This is a genomic window from Chryseobacterium lathyri, from assembly GCF_003290185.1.
In the GTDB taxonomy this organism is placed as follows: Bacteria; Bacteroidota; Bacteroidia; order Flavobacteriales; family Weeksellaceae; genus Chryseobacterium; species Chryseobacterium lathyri.
In genome coordinates this window covers 84,952-104,815 of record NZ_QNFY01000005.1, presented here as the reverse complement: position 1 = coordinate 104,815, position 19,864 = coordinate 84,952, and the positions used below count along the sequence as shown (strand labels likewise).

Genomic DNA, 19,864 nt, shown 5'->3' with positions numbered 1-19,864 from the left:
GAAATGAGTTAGCTTATGATTGACAAAAGATACAAAGAAACAGTTCATACAGATAAAAACAACTACGAATATATCACCATTCCCAATGACGAAAACAAGGTAAGAATTTACACTTTAAAAAATGGTTTAAAGGTTTTTCTTGCTCAAAATTTTGATGCTCCGAGAATTCAGACGTACATTCCCGTGAGAACAGGAAGTAATAATGATCCGTCTGACAATACGGGTTTGGCGCATTACCTTGAACATATGATGTTTAAAGGGACCTCAAAAATAGGTACCCAGAACTGGGAAAAAGAAAAGGAACTTCTTGACCGGATTTCTGCGCTATATGAAGAACATAAAGCAGAACAGGATCCTGATAAAAAGAAGGAAATCTATAAAAAAATAGATGAAGTTTCCCAGGAAGCCAGCCAATATGCCATTGCCAATGAGTATGATAAAGCCATCTCATCCCTGGGAGCCAGCGGAACCAATGCCCACACGTGGTTTGATGAGACGGTTTATAAAAATAATGTTCCGAATAATGAGCTTGAAAAATGGCTTAAAATAGAGAAGGAAAGGTTTTCAGAGATTGTACTTCGTCTTTTCCATACGGAGCTGGAATCAGTATATGAAGAATTTAACAGGGCTCAGGATAATGATTCAAGACTTGTGAGCTATGAGCTGATGGCTGCTCTTTTTCCAACCCATCCGAACGGACAGCAAACGACACTCGGAAAACCTGAACATCTGAAGAATCCTTCAATGAAGGCTATTCATAAGTATTTCGATGAATATTATGTCCCGAATAACTATGCTATGATTTTAGTCGGTGATCTGGATTTTGAAGAAACCATTCAGCTTGTCGATCGGTATTTTGGAACAATTCCTTACAGGGAGCTTCCTAAAAAAACTCCTGTTACCGAACAGCCATTAACAGAAATTGTAAAAAGGACGGTAAAAAGCCCTACCACTCCGAGGGTTCAATTAGCTTGGAGAACGGACAGTTTTGGTTCAAAGGAGGCTATGCTTGCAGATATCACTGCCAATATTCTCAGCAACAGAGGGGAAGCCGGACTTCTTGATCTGAACATCAACCAAACGCAAAAAATGCTTTGGGCACAGGCTTTTTCTGTGGGATTAAAACAATACGGATATTTTTCTATCGTGGCTGTTCCGAAGGAAACGCAGACCTTGGATGAGGCAAAAGATATGGTTCTGGAACAGATTGAGCTGATCAAAAAAGGAGATTTCCCGGATTGGATTCTTCCTGCGATCATCAATGATTTTAAAATTCAACGTCTGAAAGGCCTTGAAACAGCCGATGGACTGGCCACAAATCTTTATGACACCTATATCAAGGGAAGATCGTGGGAACAGGAACTGAATGAGATGGATGAGTATGAAAGTTTTACCAAAGAAGATGTGGTCAATTTTGCCAATGCATTTTTTAAAGAGAACTATGCGATTGTTTATAAAGAAAAAGGCATAAATGATCAGCTGGTAAGAGTTGAAAATCCCGGAATTACCCCGATTAAAATCAACCGTGATGCGCAGTCTGACTTTTTAAAGGAAATTACTGTTGAAAAAACAGAAGATATACAGCCGGAATTTATTGATTATGAGAAAGAAATCCTTACAGATAAGGTAAAGGATAAAAAGCTGAGCTTCGTTCGCAATAAATATAATGATATTGCCCAGGTGCACTTTATTTTTCCTTTTGGAAGTGATAACGACAGGGATCTTGGAATGTCTACCCAGCTTTTACAGTATCTTGGAACGGAAGATCTTTCACCTGAGGATTTAAAAAAGGAATTCTTTAAGATCGGAATCAGCAATGATTTTAAAACAACAAATGACCAGCTTCTGATCTCACTGAGCGGGCTGGAAGAAAATATTGAAAAAGGGATTTCTCTTCTTCAGCACTGGATGTATGGTGTAAAACCGGATCAGGAGATTTACAGGCAATTCGTAGAAACGGTTCTGGAAAACCGCCAGGCTACAAAAAAAGATAAAACCCGTATTATGACTGCCCTGACCAATTATACAAAACTGGGGAGCTTCTCACGTTACACGGATATTATTTCCAAAGAGGAGCTTGAAGGCAGCAATGCAGAGGTATTTACAGAAAGAATGAAAAATCTTTTCAAATATCCTTATGAGATATTTTTCTATGGAAAGAATGTGGAAAATTTCAAACAGTATATTGGAAGGTATGTGGAAAATGAAAGTTTCCGGATTCCTGAGCCTAAACAATATCCTGAACCTGAAACCAACGGAAATGTCTATTTTACAGATTATGATATGGTTCAGATGGAAATGAGTAAAGTGGGAAGAGGACATCAGGTAGATACTTCAAACTTCGGAAAGATTAACGTTTTCAATGAATATTTCGGAAGAGGGCTTTCATCTATCGTTTTCCAGGAGATCCGCGAAAGTAAGAGTTTAGCCTATTCTGCATATGTTTCTTACGCGGCCAATTCTGAGCTGGGGCATCCTGATTATATCACTACTTACATCGGAACGCAGCCGGATAAACTCCAGACTGCCGTAAGCACAATGAGCGAGCTGATGAATGAGCTTCCCGAAGTTCCTATCCAGTTTGAAAATGCCAAAAATGCCGCTCTGAAACAGATCGCTTCAACCAGAATCACCCGAAACAATATATTTTTCAATACGTTACGACTGAAAAAACTCGGGATTCACCATGATTTCAGAAAAGACATTTACAGACAGATCGAAAACCTGAAGTTTGAAGATCTGAAGGATTTTTACCAAACGAAGATCAGGCCAATACATTTTAATACAGCGATTATTGGGAAGAAAGAAAATCTGGATATGGATGCCGTAAACCAGATGGGAACCTTTAAAGAGCTAACACTGAAAGAGATTTTCGGACATTAAAAAAATTTAAACCGCTTCAATCATGAAGCGGTTTTTTATATTAATTGAATCCGAGTATAAGGACCTAAAAATAACTGCACTGAAAAAAACAGAATTTATATTGATTTTAAGCTACATCTAGGTCATCATACAATCTCCGTCTCCGTCCTGATATTCAGGATCGAATCCTTCCGGCAGATGCTGTATGAGCTGTTTGTGGAATAAGTATCTTCTTTCAAAATTACGTTCGTAGATCTTTGGAAATATTTTCGACTGCTCTATTCGTGAATTGAGTTCTTTCTGATAGCTGGTTAAGGTTTTTACTTTATTGCTGACAATATAATAGCTTAGGAAATCAATGAAGCCGTCCAGATCAGAGGCTTCTGAAAACAGATAGGGGATTTTAAGATTCCCGTCCCTGAGCTGAAGCAGTGAACAGGCTGCTAAATTACTGTTGTCATCATATATTTTCACCCAAACATATTTAAAAACCTCAGCATAACTTGAAAACAGGTATTGATCATCTTTCTTCTTACCTTCCAATACCCACGGATTTTTTATAAATACATTGATTTCATCGGCATTTCGTCTGCTACGGAATTCTGACATGAATTCTAAGCTTTCGGTATCAATATGATCAAGGATTTCAAATCTGAATCCAGGCTTTTTGATGGCAGAGTTTTTTAAGGTAATTAAAGAATTGGCAACAGCATCAGTTATTTGAAAAAGTGGTTTTGCAGCTTTAGTTTCAGGCTTTTTCTCAGGAATAATATACGCTGCATCTGAACGGAAATAATATCTTTTTCCTGCCTTTGGATAAACATATTCAAAAACGCCCAACATGTTATAAAGAGCTTCTGCTTCTTTGGTAAATTCTGTTGCGATGATATTGCCGTCATATTCTTCAAACATCTTATTCAGTAATGCTTTTGCAATCCTTTTCCCACGATATTCTTCACTTACAAACAGGGTACTTAACCACGCATAGTGGAATATTTCTCCGTCAATTAAATAATTATCAGGGAAACATCCTACATACCCGGCCAGTTTTCCGTCATAAAAAGCCAAAACCAAAAGTGTCTGATTATCTAAAGCTTTCAGGTTTTTGATCTGGGATTTTGCCCGATGTTCTGAAATAGGAAGAAAATCAAAGTTTCTGAAATCTCCTGATGACACGAAATCCTCAAGTTCTTTTTTGTTAAATGTCTTCAGCTCCGTCATCTTCTCACTATTTTATTTTTGTTGATTATTTTTTTCAATCTGAAATAAGCGGTTTCTTTTTTTAATATGTTTTCTCCGCTCTCTCCCATTTCCATCGGAATTCTGTGAAAAAGCCGTTCTATACTGTCCAATTTTGTGCCTGCACTTCCAAAACAACAGAATAGATCTTCATTTTTAAACAGCTCATCAAAGAAATCTTTTTTTACTCCAAAGTCCGTGAACGGAAATGCAAAGCTTTCGTATAGAAAACCATTTTCTTTCAAATAATGAAAAGTCCGGTCGGTACTTTCCATTTGTTTCTTCAATGACAGTTCGCCATACTTGGGATGATCCCAGCTGTGGGAGGAAATTCCATAGCCTTTTTGTGTCAGTACTTTTAACTGCTCTGTTGTAAGATAAGGAGTGTGCTCTTTAAGGTAAGCATTGCAGTCAATTTCCAGTTTTTCAGTAATCCTGTCCAGCAGTTCTCTTTTATGATAACTGATCTTTAAAACCTCTTGTTTTAAACCTTCTGTTGACGTATTTTTCAGGGAAAGCATTTGAAAGATCTCCGAATCTGCTGTTTTTGTTTTTTTCACAGCATCAATAATTAAACTGGCCTTACATCTGAACATCAGTTCCTGATTATCAATAAAAGCCGGATTTATAAAATTGCAGGCATATATTCCTTTTCTTTCCAGAACAGGAAGTACAATATCGTAAAACTCCCTGAAACCGTCATCAAAAGTCAGAAGAGCAATCTTTTTTTTAGGTTTAAAGTTACCATTGACAAAGTCCTTGAATTCTGACCAGCTGACGAACTGAAAATGCTTTGAAAGACAGTCTATATCTGCTTCGAACTGTTTTGTATTCTTATATTGAATAATGTGCCTGATATGTGGCAGATTTTCATCAGAAACACAGTGATAGACGGGCAAACAGTAATCCATCGGAAAAGAATTCCCGATATTTCCTTTTTCAAAGGCGGCGAGTATATTGATGATCTTATCTTTCATCTCTATTAAATAAAAAGAATCTATTCAAATTGGATTTAAATAGATTCTTAAAGGTATTACTTTTATGTATTATTTGATCACCTTCATTTCGTCGATAAGCCATTTGGAATCGGCAAATTTATCGATAATGAAAAGGATGTATTTGGTATCTACCATGATGTTTCGGCTGAAACGCGGATCGTAATTGATGTCGCTCATTGTTCCCTCCCACTGTCTGTCGAAGTTAAGGCCTACAAGGTTTCCGTTGGCATCAAGAGCAGGACTTCCTGAGTTTCCTCCCGTTGTATGGTTGGTCGCAGTGAATCCTACAGGAACATCTCCTGTTTTGTCTTTATAGATGCTGTAGTCTTTTTTGTTGTAAAGATCGATCAGTTTTTTAGGAACATCAAATTCATAATCTCCCGGAATATATTTTTCCATTACTCCTGCCAAATGCGTCTGATAACCATAAGAAACAGCATCTCTAGGGGTAGAACCCTTTACTTTTCCGTAGGTTACACGAAGGGTAGAATTCGCATCCGGAAAGAATTTTCTGTCTTTATCCGTTGCCATCTGCTGTGCCATGAATTTCTTCTGAAGGTCGTCAATTTTCCCCTGAAAAGAAGTAAACTGAGGATCAGCATTTTTCATATAGGTCTCTTTCATAGAGGCGTATAGCTGATAAATTGGATCTTTTTTCAAAGTTTTGATTAGCTTGTCCTGGTTGGAAAATACTTTCTCAATATCTCCGGTAAGAGTTGCTCCGTTTACCTGCTCTCTTCCTGTAATGATTGAGTTTTTAGACATCTCTTCCACTACCGGAATGTTCTGGTTCTCGTCTTTATATTTATTGAATCCGACAGGTAGGAACTGAGGAGCGGTTTTATTGGCATACAAAGCCAGTAATTTTGCCGTCACTTTAGCATCCAGCTCTGCGCTGTAGTCTTTGTAGAAAGAGGTTACTTTTGTTTTTAATTTGGCAAGCTCTTTTTCATCCATTTTTCCTGCTTCCACAGAGGCAATATAGTCGTAGTAATCGCCTGCAAGCTTCAGCGTTTCGGCATTTCTTACCACTTCTGTATAATAAGCATTGTTTAATGCATAAGGAGCCTGATCATTGTACAGTTTATTCAACTGGTCCAAAGTAGTTTTGATCTCATGATTTTTAGCGACCAAAGAACCTTCGTACATTACTTTTTTCTCAACTGCATTAGACTTTTTCAGGCCTTCTACCTCACCAATCCACTTTTTCCAGTAATTGGCTACTGAAGCATATTTTGAAGCATATTTGATGCGCGTTTCGCTGTCTGTACGCATTTTCTCGTCCAATGTTTTCAGCGCCACCTCACGTACGGCAATTCTTGCAGGATCTATATCTGTCATGATCTTCTCTACAGCTACTGCAGGAAGATATTCTGTTGTTTTCCCCGGAAACCCGAATACGAATGTAAAATCGTTTTCAGTTTTATCTTTTATAGAAACAGGAAGATAGTGTTTCGGAACGTAAGGAACGTTGTCTTTTGAATATTCTGCAGGTTTATTGTCTTTTCCTGCATAGATTCTGAACATGGAGAAATCTCCGGTATGCCTTGGCCAAACCCAGTTATCCGTATCACTCCCGAATTTCCCTATGCTTTGAGGCGGGGCTCCAACCAGACGGATATCCTTATATGTTTCCGTGGTAAAAGCATAATATTTGTTACCGTAGTACATTGATTTTACAATGATCGACTGGTAAGATTCTATTTTTTGAGAGTTTTTGTAAACCTCAATATTTTTATTAACTTTTTTAGTCAGTTCTGGCTCTACAAGGTTGTCTGTCCCTTCCAGGATCTGATCTGTTACTTCTTTGATGTCTACAATGAAGTCTACTTTTACCCCCGGATTCGGAAGTTCCCCGTCTGGATTTTTAGCCCAGAAACCATTGGAAAGAAGGTCATTCTGAACTGTAGAATGCGCCTGAATCTGCCCATATCCACAGTGATGGTTGGTCAGTAACAGACCTTTCGGTGAAATGATTTCAGCAGTACATCCGCCGTTAAACTGTACTACAGCATCCTTTATGCTCGGCTTTTGAGTATTGAAAATGTCTTTGGCAGAGATTTTCATTCCCAAATCCTTCATTTCCTTTTCATTCAGTTCTGTAGGAATCCACATTCCTCCATATTGTTGTGCAAATGCCATTGCAGCCGGCAAAAGAAATACGGATAAAAGTATCTTTTTTGTCATAATCAAAATTTTGTCCCAATTTACAAAGAATATTAAACATATGCCTTACATGGGCGAGGAAATATAGCGGCAGGAATGAAGAGCCGAGAATCAAGAGTCAAGAGCCAAGATTTCAGACACGAGACCTGAGACAGGGTCGAGCTGGAATATGTCAATGGTGAATTTTGCTTCGTAAGTGAGTGGTGAATTTTGGAGTGCCAGAATGAAGAGCCAGGAATCAAGATTTCTGATGTGAGATTTCAGATTTCAAAGTGTTTCCTCAATAATTTAACTGTCAACTAGCAACATAAATCAAGCTCTCAAACCCTAAAACTCTCAAACTCTACAACCCTCCAATTCCCCTCTATGGCTTGGTTTTTGTTTCAAATAAAGCACTTAAATTATTAATATATCTAAATTATTTCATCATGGTAAATAGCAAAATGTTCATTCTGGGGATTGCATCTGCTGCATTTTTAACATCGTGTAACCCTAAAGAAAAAACTCCTGAAACTGTTGATACGACAACAGATTCTGCAACGGTACAAACACCTTCTTCTGACAGTATTGCAAAAGTAACTCCTTCTGCTCCAGGTGATACTTCGGAAAACGCTCTTGACTGGCCGGGAACGTATGAGGCTGTAGTTCCTTGTGCAGATTGCCCGGGAATTAAAACATCTCTTACCATTAACAATGATAAAACGTTCAGCATCACTGAGGAATATATTGAGAGAAATTCCAAAAACCAGGATAAAGGAACTTTTGAATGGGATGCCGCAGGAAGTGTCATTACCTTAAAAGGAAAAAGTGCCGGCTATAAATACAAAGTAGGTGAAAATGTTCTTATACAGCTGGATATGGACGGAAAAGAAATAACCGGACCTAACAAGGATCTGTATGTTTTCAAGAAAAAATAAGGGCTTAAGCCTTTATTTTTTTGCTTGTATCTAAAACTGATAAGCTGTAATTTTAGGATCATTAATAAGGCTTTTTACGACTTCATCATGTTTTGTATGTTTTCCCGTGAGCCTCCATGTGATAGAAAGGTTTCCCTGTGTATACTGCATTTTCAGCATAAAATGTTTCAGATGATGTTCTTCAAATATTTTTTCACAGTGCTCAATATCTTCTGATCTGGTGACCGTTATTCTATATTCTCTTATTTTATGACTACTGTCTATATAATTCTGAAGGAAGATCAGTGCACTCAGGATCAAAAGCACCAAAACTGTTCCTAAAAGTGAAAGGTAAACATAGCCCGAGCCTACAGCCATTCCTATTGAAGCGGTAGCCCAGATAGTGGTTGCCGTAGTAATTCCATCGATCTTATTATCCCCTTTAAAAATGACGCCTGCTCCCAGAAAACCGATTCCGGTAATGATATTGGCTGCCAGACGATCTGGATTTTCAACGCCTATTTTTATGGAAAGAATGGTAAAAAGGCAGGAACCGAAACATACCAGAATAAAAGTCCGAAGACCTGCCGATTTGTTACGATATTCTCGTTCTGCGCCAATCAAAAGTCCCAGAAGAACAGAGATCAGTATCAGCAGCAGCTCATTTTGTATGACATAATGATCCTGAAGGAATTCCATTGTACTGAGTTTTACCTGAATAAAATTACAATAAAAAAGTGTATTTTAATGTCTTTTGATGAATCAGTATTGTACTGTTTAAAAGAAAAGTTTTGTAATATTACACTTTAATTCAATAAAAAGATTCACGATGACGCCTACTTTTTTTGCAACCAAGGAAGAATTTAGAAAGTGGCTGGAGGAGCATCATACAAAAGAAAAAGAGATTCTGGTGGGCTTCTATAAAAAAGACAGTGGAAAACCTTCTATGAACTGGTCTGAAGCTGTGGACCAGGCTTTGTGCTTCGGATGGATAGACAGTGTGAGAAGATCTTTGGACGCAGAAAGCTATTCTAACCGTTTTACACCAAGAAAACCGAATAGCATCTGGAGTATCATCAATATAAAAAAAGTGGAAGAGCTGACGAAAGCCGGGCTTATGACCTTAGAAGGGCAAAAAGCATTTGAAGCAAGAAAAGAAGATAAAACGGGAGTCTACTCGCATGAGAAAGAGGAAATCATTCTTGATCCGACATATGAAAAGCAATTTAAAACCCATAAAAATGCCTGGGCTTTTTTCAAAAAACAGGCCCCGTCTTATCAAAGAACGATCATTCACTGGCTGATGAGTGCAAAACAGGAAAAAACAAGGCTTTCCAGACTGGAAAAGGCTATTGGTGAAAGTGAACAATTAAAGAGATTAAAATAAACATACAGTATACTTAAAAAATAATTTATGGAGAAAGAAATTTCACACTTTTGGTTGGGATATTTTAAAAATGAGGACGCCTTTAATGATTTTGCGGAAGAAGATGAGAAATATTACACAGAAGAGGAAACGGAGGATCTTTACGTTTCAAAATTTGCAGAATCACAACATATCCAATGGTTTGATTATGATTTTCTGGAATATGGTTTTGAAGATGAAAGTTTAGGCATCTACGAAAAGTTTACCGATTATTCTTATGCTGATCAATGGCTTCCCGTTGTGGAACAGAAGATCAACGAGCTCGGCCTGGAAACTCCGGTAAATGCTATTATTTTCGCTAACAAACATGCTATTCCCAATCCGGTTTCGGTGAATGATGAGGAATATGCATTATATTATATCGGTGAAATTGAATACAATATCTAGCTTTCTGTGAGAAGGGTTTCAATAAAGGATCATGAGAATCTGCTGAAGATTTTTGTGATCCTTCTTAAATATGACATGATTAGTAAAGATATTATTGCAGTATCGTGAAGCGGTAAAAAGAACTACCCTTATTGAAAATTAAGACCATACAGCAAAATTACTTTATCGGCAATTTAAAATTTTAATTATCTTAGGCTTAATAAATTACTGATGAAACAGATTCTATTTATTTTGCTGATATTTTATACATCAACTGTATTTGGACAGAATAAATGTACGTTAAAACTTGAATCCGGCACCACTCATCTGCAGGAAAAAGGAATCGTAGAGCTGTCTGTAATGAATACAGGAAACAAAAAAATTAAGATCAACAAATTTTTTTCTCCTTACAGACTACAACTTGTAAAAATCAGGGAAAAGGAAAATAAAATAGACTATACAGCTGATGTGGACTGCTTCACGGACTGTATAAAAAAAACAGTAAAGCTAAAACCGGGAGAAAGTTACGGGTATACAATTCCGATCAAAGAAACAATCCAATATGCCAAGCTTATGAATGGCAGAACGTATAGTTTCCATCTGTTTTTCGACCTTATTGACCTTACTCCTGAAAACTGTAATATCTATGGTTTGACGGATAACGAAGTTGTTTATACAAAATAAGCCTCGAATAAAATTCAATTGATATCCTACGTTTCTCATTCATTAAGTTTAAATTGTTATTAAATATTGAATGGGAATGTACTCAGATATATTTAAAAAAGATGAACGAAAATTTACAGAACGAAATTAATTTACATTCAGCAGGCGCCACAATACGACATCAGTCTGCTTTTGACCATCTAAAAAGTCATCAAAATGATTTTCAGCTGGATCAAGAATTTATTGATAAATGGGTTTTACCATTTTACATGAAAATATGGAATACCTCAGGCTCATGGATTACCGATATAAAGGAACTCAAAGATGAAATTACTGAAGAAGTGACCGCTACACTTTTGGGAGATTTTAACTGGAGAACAAGAACTGTAGGAGCTTATCTTTCTGCTATAAAAAATTATGAAAACCAGATAGATATCATCGGAGTACATCTCCTTAAAAGCGAGTTATGCTATTCGGGCGATCTTTATGCCCTTATTTTTGCATTTTATAACAATGAGAAAACAATTGGCTATCTGAATCAGTATCTTGATTACTATTTACAACAACCTCAGCTTCACTTCGATCAGGAAAGAGTCATGGAAGTTGTTGTTTATCTCGATACTATTAACGGAACCAATAACTTTGCGAAACATATGATCAATTGGGAAAAAATGCTGGAAAATCAAAATGCAATTTCTAAAGTCAGGAATATACAAACGGCAAAATTTATTGAACAGCATGAGGGAGAAGCTAAAGCTAAAGAATTTCTAGCTTCTGTAAGTAATTTAAAATTTAATTATAATTTAGATACAGAATGGATTACAGCTCCTCTTCAGCTTTTGAAAGAGCTTAGAGAATATTGTAAATAATAAAAGCTTTGAAGAAAATACGAAGGCTTAACTAATACACTCACAAAACAAAAACCATTGAAAAAAATCATCCTTCTAATCGTTTTATTTCTTCTCCTGCTCTATTCCTGCAAAAAAGAGAAAAGGCCGGTTACCGATCAGAAAAAAAATGCTGTAGAAAAAGTGATTAAATCAGATACAGCAAGTCATCGGGTTTCTGAAGAACAAACTGCCTCTTTTAAAAGTAACAAACCGGCTGATCTTGTTCCTGCAGGATATGAAATCCAGTATGATGCGGAGGGAGACCTTAATCTGGACGGACTTTCTGATATGGCTCTTGTCATCAGGAAAAAAGAAGATACGCTGGCTGCCAGAAAAATGATGATCCTGATAAAAAATACTGATAAAACATATATAATTGATAAAATCTCAGATACAGTTCTTCCTGATGAATATAATGAAGCCGGCTACAAAATACATGATCCGGAGGATATTTCCATTGAAAAAGGAGAGCTGAATATTAACCTTTATGATATCGGGCCCTATGGAAATCAGTTCAGCAGATTTAAATACCTGAACGGAGATCTCATCCTCACCTACATTGAGACTTACAATATGGGAGCCGGCTCTCACTCTGCCCTTTATTATGAGCCTATGAAAGGAAAACTGATCCTTGAAACCGTAAATACCATGAAAGAGGAAATGCCATCAGAATCTAAAACTCTTCACCTTAAAAAAGAAAGGTACATATTTGAAAAATCTTCTCCCGAAGATATTGTGCAAAAAGTTTACGGATCTGTAAATAATGAATAACATCCTCCATTAGAAAAATAGCGAAAAAGGGTAATTGATAAGTGTCTGTAATAATTCGAAATTTGTAGATACAACAACAGAATTAAAAACAGCAATATCATGAAAACTCTACATTTCGGACTTTTAGGAAAGGAAAATACAAGTCCTTTTATCGTTACTGCTATCCTGTACAGTATTCTCTTATGTCTGCCTTTCATTTATTTTTTATATCTGAAAGGCCAGCCTCATTCCTCTAATTTTGAAAACATGGATGAAGAGGGAAAAACCATCGTTGTAAAAGACTGGACGGACAATGCGGAGTCCAGACAGTTTAAACTGCTTACAAGAGTCGCAATTTTTAGCGCTGCTTTCTCTTTTGGGGCTTTGGGTGCAGCAGTAAGTCTTATCACAAGAGCAAGAAGATCAGGTTCTTTTGATCATAAAATAACCATCAAGGAATTAATTTCTATACAAACCATAGGGGCGGTTTTTGCCTTTATTCTTTCCCTGATTTTTATGGGTGAAATGATCGGCGGCACATTGTTTCCCAATGCTGATAAATTTTATTATATCGTTTACATTCCCGCAGCTCTTGCAAAACTTCTTGTCTGGTCATTTCTGGCTGGTTTTGCTGAAAGATTCGTCCCTAATATTCTTGAAAACCTGACCAAAATGAAAGATGTAAATGAAGAATCCTAAAATAATCAATACTTTCTTAAATTAATACAAAAGTAGTATTTCACAGGAAGTGAAAACTTCTTATCTTTATCTGGTATTGAATTGAATGAAACGTCATTCTTTTGACATACAGACCTTAAAAAAAACCGAGACGAAGGTAAAATCAATGAGGTGAAAAATGATTACAAATTTTCTGTATAATGCAGAAAGTTGAGAAGACTAATTTTTTTAGTCTTCTTTTATTTTAATGGCATTACAGTTTGTACTGATTATTTGATACTACGGAAACCCGTAAATTATTTTACGTAATTCAAAATAGTTTTGTATATCAAAAAATAATAATTATGTCACTAACTAAATGTCCAAACTGCCAAACCAACATTAATAATACTGTAAGTTTTTGCCCCGAATGTGGTTATTCGATAAAAAACAGTTTGGGTGCACCCGTGAATAAAAGTTCACCAAATTCTCCTATGCCTAAGAAGCAAAATAATGGATGTGCAATTATTTTATTAGTATTTTTCGGACTTCTGCTTATTGGATTTTTATCTCGACAATGCTCAAAAACACAGGTAGAGGAAAAGCACACCTCAGGCCTTGATACTAAACTTTCAAAAGAGGACAGTATTAAAAACCATGCAAAAATTGATAGTATTAATAAGGAAATAAAAATTGAAGAAGAAAAATTTTTAAAATCAAAAGCTGGGAAAATCTACAAAAAACATCCTGAATGGTCGAAAGAAGATTGTATCAATATTTCTGAAAATAAGATATGGATTGGAATGCATTATGATATGTTAATCTATGAACGTGGACGACCTGATAATATAAATACATCAAACTATGGAGATGGCACTCAGTATCAGGCATGTTGGCATGATTATAATGCATCATGTTTTTACTTTGGAGAGAGCCAAATTATTACCTCTTATAATTAATTTTAAAAAAATAAGGTGAGTACTAGCTCACCTTATTTTTTTAATTATCTCTTTATTTTTATTAATGTGCTTCCAGCCAGTTATTCCCGACTCCCACTTCTACCAGCAAAGGTACCTGTGTTTCCAAAGCACTTTCCATCTCGGTTCTGATTAGTTTTGAAGCTGCTTCAATCTCGTCTACCGGAGCTTCAAATATAAGTTCGTCATGCACCTGAAGAAGCATTTTAGTCTGCAGCTGCTGTTCTTTAAGTTCCTTATCGATTTTGATCATGGCTAGCTTTACAACATCTGCTGCACTTCCCTGAACCGGTGCATTGACAGCATTTCTTTCCGCATGGCCTCTCACCACGAAATTATTGGAATTAATATCCTTTAAATGACGTTTTCTTCCTAATATTGTTTCTACATATCCTATCTGACGGGCTTTGCTGACTTGCTCTGCCATATATTCTTTTAGTTTCGGATAGGTTTCAAAGTAGGCTTCGATCATCTGTTTGGCTTCGGTTCTTGAAAGGCCAGTTTGCTCTGCCAATGCAAAAGCTCCCTGCCCGTAAATAATTCCGAAATTCACGGTCTTCGCCTGGCTTCTCTGGGTTTTGGAAACTTCTTCCAGAGGAATTTTGAACAGTTTTGCCGCTGTTGAAGCGTGAATATCTTCTCCGTCCTGGAAAGCTTTGATCATATTTTCTTCTCCTGATATCTCGGCAATCAAACGAAGTTCGATCTGAGAGTAATCGGCAGAAATTATTTTTTTCCCTTCTCCTGAAACAAAAGCTCCTCTGATCTGCTGTCCACGCAGTGTCCTGATCGGGATATTCTGAAGATTGGGATTTACACTTGCCAGACGTCCTGTAGCAGCCGTAGTCTGGGAAAAATTAGTATGTACCCTGCTGTCGTGTTTATCGATCTGTGAAGGCAAAGCATCTACATAGGTAGATTTTAATTTCTGATAGGTCCTGTATTCCAGGATATGCTTGATGATCTCATGTTTTGAGCTCAGCTTTTGAAGAACATCTTCTGAAGTTGCATACTGTCCTGTTTTTGTTTTCTTTGCTTTGGGGTCCAGCTGCATTTTTTCAAAGAGGATTTCTCCAAGCTGTTTGGGTGAATTCATGTTGAATTCTTCTCCGGAAAGTTCAAAAATCTTGGTTTCCAGCTGTCTCAGGTCATTTTCAAGATCGATACTTTCCTGGGCCAGCCATTTTTCGTCGAGTGAAATACCGGCAAGCTCCATTTTGGCAAGGACTTCCATCAGAGGCATTTCTATTTTAAAGAAAAGGTCTTCCAGGTTTTCTTTTTTCAGTTGCGGGGCAAAAAGCTCGTACAGCTGGAACGTTACGTCAGCATCTTCTGCTGCATAATCGGTTTGCGTTCTCAGGTCCGCATCTCTGAAAGTTCCTTGGTTCTTTCCTTTTTTCCCAATAATGGTTTCAATGGAAACCGGTTTATAGTTGAGATAGACTTCGGAAAGGTAATCCATTCCGTGTCTTCCGTCCGGATTCAGCAGGTAATGGGCAATCATGGTATCAAACATGGCCCCTTTTACTGTAATATCGTACTGCTTTAATATTTTATAATCGAATTTTAAATTGTGAGCAATTTTCAACAGGTCTTCTTTCTCAAAGAACGGTCTGAAAATTTCCAAGGTCTGAAGCACTTCTCCTTTATCTTCGGATAACGGGATGTAGTACGCCAGCCCTTTTTTATAGGAAAAACTCATTCCTACAAGCTCTGCCTCCAATTCGTTCAGTGAAGTGGTTTCTGTATCAAAACAGACTGCTTTCTGCTTTAACAGGTTACTGACCAATACCTTTTGTGCTTTTGGATTATTCACAAACTGGTATAGATGGTCGTTCTTGTCGATGGAAGTTTTGGTAGAAGTCGCCTGATCCAATTCTTCAAAATTGGCAAACAGGTCAAGCTGCATCACCTGTCCTTTTATTTCGGTACCGGCAGGAGTCTTTGTTACTTCAACCTCACTTACGATCACAGTTTCTGCAGGTGCAGAAGCAAATGCCCGGTAAAGATTTTCGTATAATCTCCTGAATTCTATTTCGTCAAAAACTTCTTTTACTTTTTCGAAATCCGGGGTATCAAGATCATATTGTTCCTGATGGAATTCTATAGGTGCATCGCAGATGATGGTTGCCAGCTTTTTGGATAAAATTCCGCGTTCTGCTGAAGCTTCCACTTTTTCTTTCAGCTTTCCTTTCAGCTTATCCGTATTGGCCAGCAGGGTTTCGATATTACCGAATTCTTTAAGGAATTTCATCGCAGTTTTTTCTCCTACTCCATCCAGTCCGGGGATATTATCCACGGCATCTCCCATCATTGCCAGGAAATCAATAACCTGCTTAGGGTCTTCAATCTCGTATTTTGCTTTTACTTCTTCTACTCCAAGGATTTCTATATCCCCTCCTTTTAAACCGGGTTTATAAATTTTAATTTTATCTGTAACCAGCTGGGCAAAATCTTTATCCGGTGTTACCATGAAAGTGGTATACCCTTCTTTTTCTGCCTTGCAGGCAATGGTGCCTATCACATCATCTGCTTCATAACCTTCTACCCCTAAGATGGGAATATGCATCGCCTCTAATATCCGGTGAATGTATGGAACAGCTATTTTGATCGCTTCAGGAGTCTCGCTTCTGTTGGCTTTGTAATCTGAATAATCATCCGTTCTTACACTTGCCTGCCCTACATCAAAAACAACGGCCAGATGGGTCGGCTTTTCTCTTCTGATCAGTTCGATCAGGGAATTGGTAAACCCGAAAATAGCAGAGGTGTCCACACCTTTGCTTGTGAGCCTGGGATTCCTGATCAATGCGTAATATCCTCTGAATATCATCGCATAAGCATCGATGAGAAAGAGTCTTTTATCTTGTGTTGCGTCCATAATGTCTATAATGAACAAATATAAGAAAATAGGAATATTTTTTTGAGTTATAAGCGATGAATTATGAGTTATAAGTTTTTATGATATATACTCAAAGTGTTCTATAGAGATCATAAAAAAACAGAACAGCATTTCTGCTATTCTGTCCTGATGTTATTTTTTTACTAAAAGACTTGGGTCTTATTAATGACCTGATGAAGGCCACATTCCGCGGTACTCGGAGTTACCAAGAGTGATAACTTCTGCGCTCACTACGAAGCTAATCAGCATGCTGTTGCTGTCAACCGCATCGAAATCTACTTCATGCTGGATCACATATCCGTTCTCCCACTTCAAAGTAGTCAGTGTACCTTCTTCATGAGATTTATTGAAAGTAACTTCTCCTGTTGTCGGCTTATATTTCCCGTTCAATAAACTTTCTAAGATATCAGATTTTTCAGTAGCTTCTACTGTCACTTTGATCAATGCATTTGACGGATCTGAAGCTACACGTCCTGAAACATCTGTAGATCTCGATACGCTGTAGTTAAGCTTTAATAATTTCTGACCTTCTCCTCCGTTGAATTTTAAGATTCCTCTTGAATTTGCTGCCATGATTGGTGAATTTTAATTTGTTATATATAATGTGAATAGTGATTGATTACAGAGCAAAGATAAAATCGATACAGGGAAAGAAAAAGTTTTTGAGTGCCAATCTGAAATATTGTAGTAATTCTACGATTTGATGTAGTAATTCTACGACTTTTGACTTAGCATAACGCTGAAAATGTCTGTTTAAAGTAGAAATGATGCTTTTAAGAAGGTTTAATTTCTTTATATTTCACACTATTATGGGAAATATAAATATAAAATCAGACCTTGTCCGATCTGATTTTATATTTATTAAAAGTATTGTTTCCAGTCGTCTTTATTTTCCCTTTACAATAGTCAAATCTTCCTGATAGCGGTTTTCACCGTAATTCTTTTTAAAATTGACTGATATTTTATCTTTAGGGCTCAGATTTTCATAAAGCTTGATCCTGAGTTTTGCTTCTTCTATTGTATCTTTTTGGTAAGGAAACTGAACATTGTATTTTTCAGTCAGCTGTTTTTTAAGCGCTAATAATTTTTGATAATATGGAGAATCCGGTAAACTACGTTCATTTTTCTGCTTTTCCTTATATTGAATATAATTGGCCATTGGAGAAAGATTTGTTCCGGCAATAACCGGCTGCCCTCCTTTTTCCAGAAAATAGCTGGCCAAATCCAAATCATCTCTTGTAGCATCTTCCATAATATTGCCTCCATTGTAAGATACATGGTTAATATCTGCCCCATGTTCAAGCAAATAGTTGATCATTTTTCTTTCAACATTTTCATCTCCCAGCACCATCGCGTCACTAAGCGGATTCACGCCAACTGCAGGATTAAGTGTTGCATGGTATTTTAATAATAAGTCCAGCATATTATAATCATTAAGGGCTACGGCATGCTTAACCGGCAAACCTTGAGGCATAATAATATTAGGATCAGCACCATTTTGTAACAAAGCTTCCATTGCTTTCATATTTTCAAGTAATGCAGCATAGTGCAATAAGGTGTACCCATTATCTTCTTCTTTATCACTCAACTGGTTAATTATTTCCGGATGAGCTTTAATGACATTTGTAAGTTCAACATTGTTTTCATCAAAAATACTTTGTGCGGCTTTAAGCTGTGGGCCCTCAAATAGTTTTCCAGGCGGAAGATTTCTTCTATTTACATTTTTACGGGATCTAAGAACAGAATCTGAACAATTGTTAAGTGTCATAATGGATAGAAGTATTAAAATAATTGCTTTCATATTATATATTATTTGCTACAACGTCTGTATTGATTGTGCTCATCATAGCCTGAAATGCATCATTATAAGCACTGTGACCACTTCCAATGGTCTTTATACCAAGCCCTTCATTGTCTTCAATATATCCGTAAATTTCATGTTGTTCATTTAAAGCACGGGGAACACCTCCGGTAAGGCCTCCAGCTCCTGCAAGTAAATTCAATCCGGGAATTCCTGAAAACGCTAATGTGGAGAGTAGGCCTTCTCTATTGTTTTGCAATCCATTAAGAATGTCATTACTTGTACTATAATTAATAATATTTGAGGTTGACTTTACAGCTCCTTTTTCATCAAGATAATTTAAGGTATTTTGATGGACACCTCTTGTATTAAAGGTATACCCCGGAAGTCCTGTATAGTAGGAAGCCATTGCACTGTTTCCTCCTCCTAAAGAATGTCCTGTAAATTTCACATTTCCATTGGTTGCATAATCCATTTTCTCAGCAAGGCTTCTGGTTTTTTCTATTTGAGGAGTAGCAAAGCCAAAGGCCTGTCCTCCATCTTCAATAAACCAGTCATGATAGAATTGCATCCCTTTCGGCTCTGAACCTCTAAACGCTACAAAAAAATCTCCTGTTTCTTTGTTATGGTATAAGGATGCATAAAAACCATTGTCATTATTTGTATTAAAATCTTCTTTCTTCAATACTCCCGGTCCAAACAATTCGTCTAATTTACCCTGATCATCTGTATTAATGCGGGTATATCCATCTATTGTTGTATTATTTCCGTCTTTATCCTTATATCCATCTTCATAAGAATTTTGTGCCATCTGGCTGGCTGTACTTGCTTCCTGAAGCTGAGCAATGGGTAGATGAAAAGTAACCTCTCCTCCTATGAAACAATGTAAACTGGAATTTTGCAGTAAAGGTTTTTTATTTTCAATTCTTACTTTTGGATGGGTATTTTTCCAATCGCTTCCTTTGCATAAAAATGAGCAGATATTCAGGCAGTCATCAATAAGGGCACTTCCTGCCCAGGCTGCTGCAGCCAAAACCAAAAGTCCGCCGGAAAAAGCTGCTGCTACAGCAACTCCAGCTAAAGCTCCGGCTATCATCATTTCAGGACAAATAAAATTGTCTTTAAAACGGTCATCCTCCGTAGCCATTAGTTTGGCCCCTTTTTTCAAGTTTACCGAAGACTGGGAACTGACTCCAATTCCTATCAACCTTCTGCCTTTACTACAGATAAGCGGAGTGCCTTGTGCGATATATAATTGACTCATAGTGATCGTG

17 protein-coding genes are annotated in these 19,864 nt (G+C 37.1%); 9 read left to right on the top strand and 8 right to left on the bottom strand.

The genetic code is table 11. The features are described from left to right. The first annotated feature begins 15 nt into the window (after window positions 1–15). The gene (locus DRF61_RS08105; protein WP_111955843.1) at window positions 16–2,883 is read left to right on the top strand and encodes a M16 family metallopeptidase; all 2,868 of its coding nucleotides are present in this window, start codon (window positions 16–18) and stop codon (window positions 2,881–2,883) included. A 117-nt stretch (window positions 2,884–3,000) separates the two neighbouring features. On the opposite strand, the gene DRF61_RS08100 is transcribed toward DRF61_RS08105, so the two are convergent. The 3 genes from DRF61_RS08100 to DRF61_RS08090 form a co-directional block, all read right to left on the bottom strand. Then, a complete protein-coding gene (locus DRF61_RS08100) occupies window positions 3,001–4,083 on the bottom strand; it encodes a GNAT family N-acetyltransferase (protein ID WP_111955841.1) in 1,083 nt (360 codons plus the stop codon). Continuing rightward, window positions 4,080–5,078, bottom strand: a complete 999-nt coding sequence (locus DRF61_RS08095; protein ID WP_111955839.1) for a polysaccharide deacetylase family protein — start codon at window positions 5,076–5,078, stop codon at window positions 4,080–4,082. The genes DRF61_RS08100 and DRF61_RS08095 overlap by 4 nt, the downstream gene beginning before the upstream one ends. Window positions 5,079–5,147: 69 nt before the next feature. Next, window positions 5,148–7,286, bottom strand: coding sequence for a S46 family peptidase (locus tag DRF61_RS08090; RefSeq protein WP_111955837.1), 2,139 nt, complete (start codon window positions 7,284–7,286; stop codon window positions 5,148–5,150). A 407-nt stretch (window positions 7,287–7,693) separates the two neighbouring features. On the opposite strand from DRF61_RS08090, the gene DRF61_RS08085 reads away from it, so the two are divergent. Next, window positions 7,694–8,182, top strand: a complete 489-nt coding sequence (locus DRF61_RS08085) for a copper resistance protein NlpE (protein WP_228452508.1) — start codon at window positions 7,694–7,696, stop codon at window positions 8,180–8,182. A 30-nt stretch (window positions 8,183–8,212) separates the two neighbouring features. Here DRF61_RS08085 and DRF61_RS08080 read toward each other — a convergent pair whose 3' ends face one another. Further along, window positions 8,213–8,860 (bottom strand): MgtC/SapB family protein, encoded by a 648-nt coding sequence (locus tag DRF61_RS08080; protein WP_111955833.1) that lies wholly within the window; start codon window positions 8,858–8,860, stop codon window positions 8,213–8,215. A gap of 130 nt (window positions 8,861–8,990) precedes the next feature. Here DRF61_RS08080 and DRF61_RS08075 point away from each other — a divergent pair, with 130 nt between their 5' ends. The 7 genes from DRF61_RS08075 to DRF61_RS08045 all read left to right on the top strand — a co-directional run bounded on the left by DRF61_RS08075 (window position 8,991) and on the right by DRF61_RS08045 (window position 13,872). Beyond that, on the top strand, window positions 8,991–9,548 hold the full coding sequence (locus DRF61_RS08075; protein WP_111955831.1) for a YdeI/OmpD-associated family protein: 558 nt from the start codon (window positions 8,991–8,993) through the stop codon (window positions 9,546–9,548). 27 nt (window positions 9,549–9,575) lie between these two features. Beyond that, entirely contained in the window at window positions 9,576–9,974 is a 399-nt protein-coding gene (locus DRF61_RS08070) for an immunity 22 family protein (RefSeq protein WP_111955829.1), read from the top strand. A 210-nt stretch (window positions 9,975–10,184) separates the two neighbouring features. Further along, the gene (locus DRF61_RS08065) at window positions 10,185–10,637 is read left to right on the top strand and encodes a hypothetical protein (protein ID WP_111955827.1); all 453 of its coding nucleotides are present in this window, start codon (window positions 10,185–10,187) and stop codon (window positions 10,635–10,637) included. 101 nt (window positions 10,638–10,738) lie between these two features. Then, complete coding sequence (locus DRF61_RS08060) at window positions 10,739–11,485, top strand: DUF6000 family protein (protein ID WP_111955825.1); 747 nt, start codon at window positions 10,739–10,741, stop codon at window positions 11,483–11,485. Between the two features lie 57 nt (window positions 11,486–11,542). Next, the gene (locus tag DRF61_RS08055; protein ID WP_111955823.1) at window positions 11,543–12,277 is read left to right on the top strand and encodes a hypothetical protein; all 735 of its coding nucleotides are present in this window, start codon (window positions 11,543–11,545) and stop codon (window positions 12,275–12,277) included. A 99-nt stretch (window positions 12,278–12,376) separates the two neighbouring features. Continuing rightward, a complete protein-coding gene (locus tag DRF61_RS08050; RefSeq protein WP_111955821.1) occupies window positions 12,377–12,955 on the top strand; it encodes a hypothetical protein in 579 nt (192 codons plus the stop codon). Between the two features lie 323 nt (window positions 12,956–13,278). Then, on the top strand, window positions 13,279–13,872 hold the full coding sequence (locus tag DRF61_RS08045) for a zinc-ribbon domain-containing protein (protein ID WP_111955819.1): 594 nt from the start codon (window positions 13,279–13,281) through the stop codon (window positions 13,870–13,872). 61 nt (window positions 13,873–13,933) lie between these two features. Here the strand turns inward: DRF61_RS08045 and polA are convergent, their stop codons facing one another. The 4 genes from polA to DRF61_RS08025 form a co-directional block, all read right to left on the bottom strand. Further along, window positions 13,934–16,768, bottom strand: a complete 2,835-nt coding sequence (gene polA, locus DRF61_RS08040) for a DNA polymerase I (RefSeq protein WP_111955816.1) — start codon at window positions 16,766–16,768, stop codon at window positions 13,934–13,936. A gap of 183 nt (window positions 16,769–16,951) precedes the next feature. Further along, window positions 16,952–17,362, bottom strand: a complete 411-nt coding sequence (tssD, locus tag DRF61_RS08035) for a type VI secretion system tube protein TssD (RefSeq protein WP_174772298.1) — start codon at window positions 17,360–17,362, stop codon at window positions 16,952–16,954. A gap of 313 nt (window positions 17,363–17,675) precedes the next feature. Next, entirely contained in the window at window positions 17,676–18,590 is a 915-nt protein-coding gene (locus tag DRF61_RS08030; protein ID WP_228452510.1) for an ankyrin repeat domain-containing protein, read from the bottom strand. A gap of 1 nt (window position 18,591) precedes the next feature. After that, entirely contained in the window at window positions 18,592–19,854 is a 1,263-nt protein-coding gene (locus DRF61_RS08025; protein ID WP_111955810.1) for a Tle-like phospholipase domain-containing protein, read from the bottom strand. Window positions 19,855–19,864: the final 10 nt, after the last annotated feature.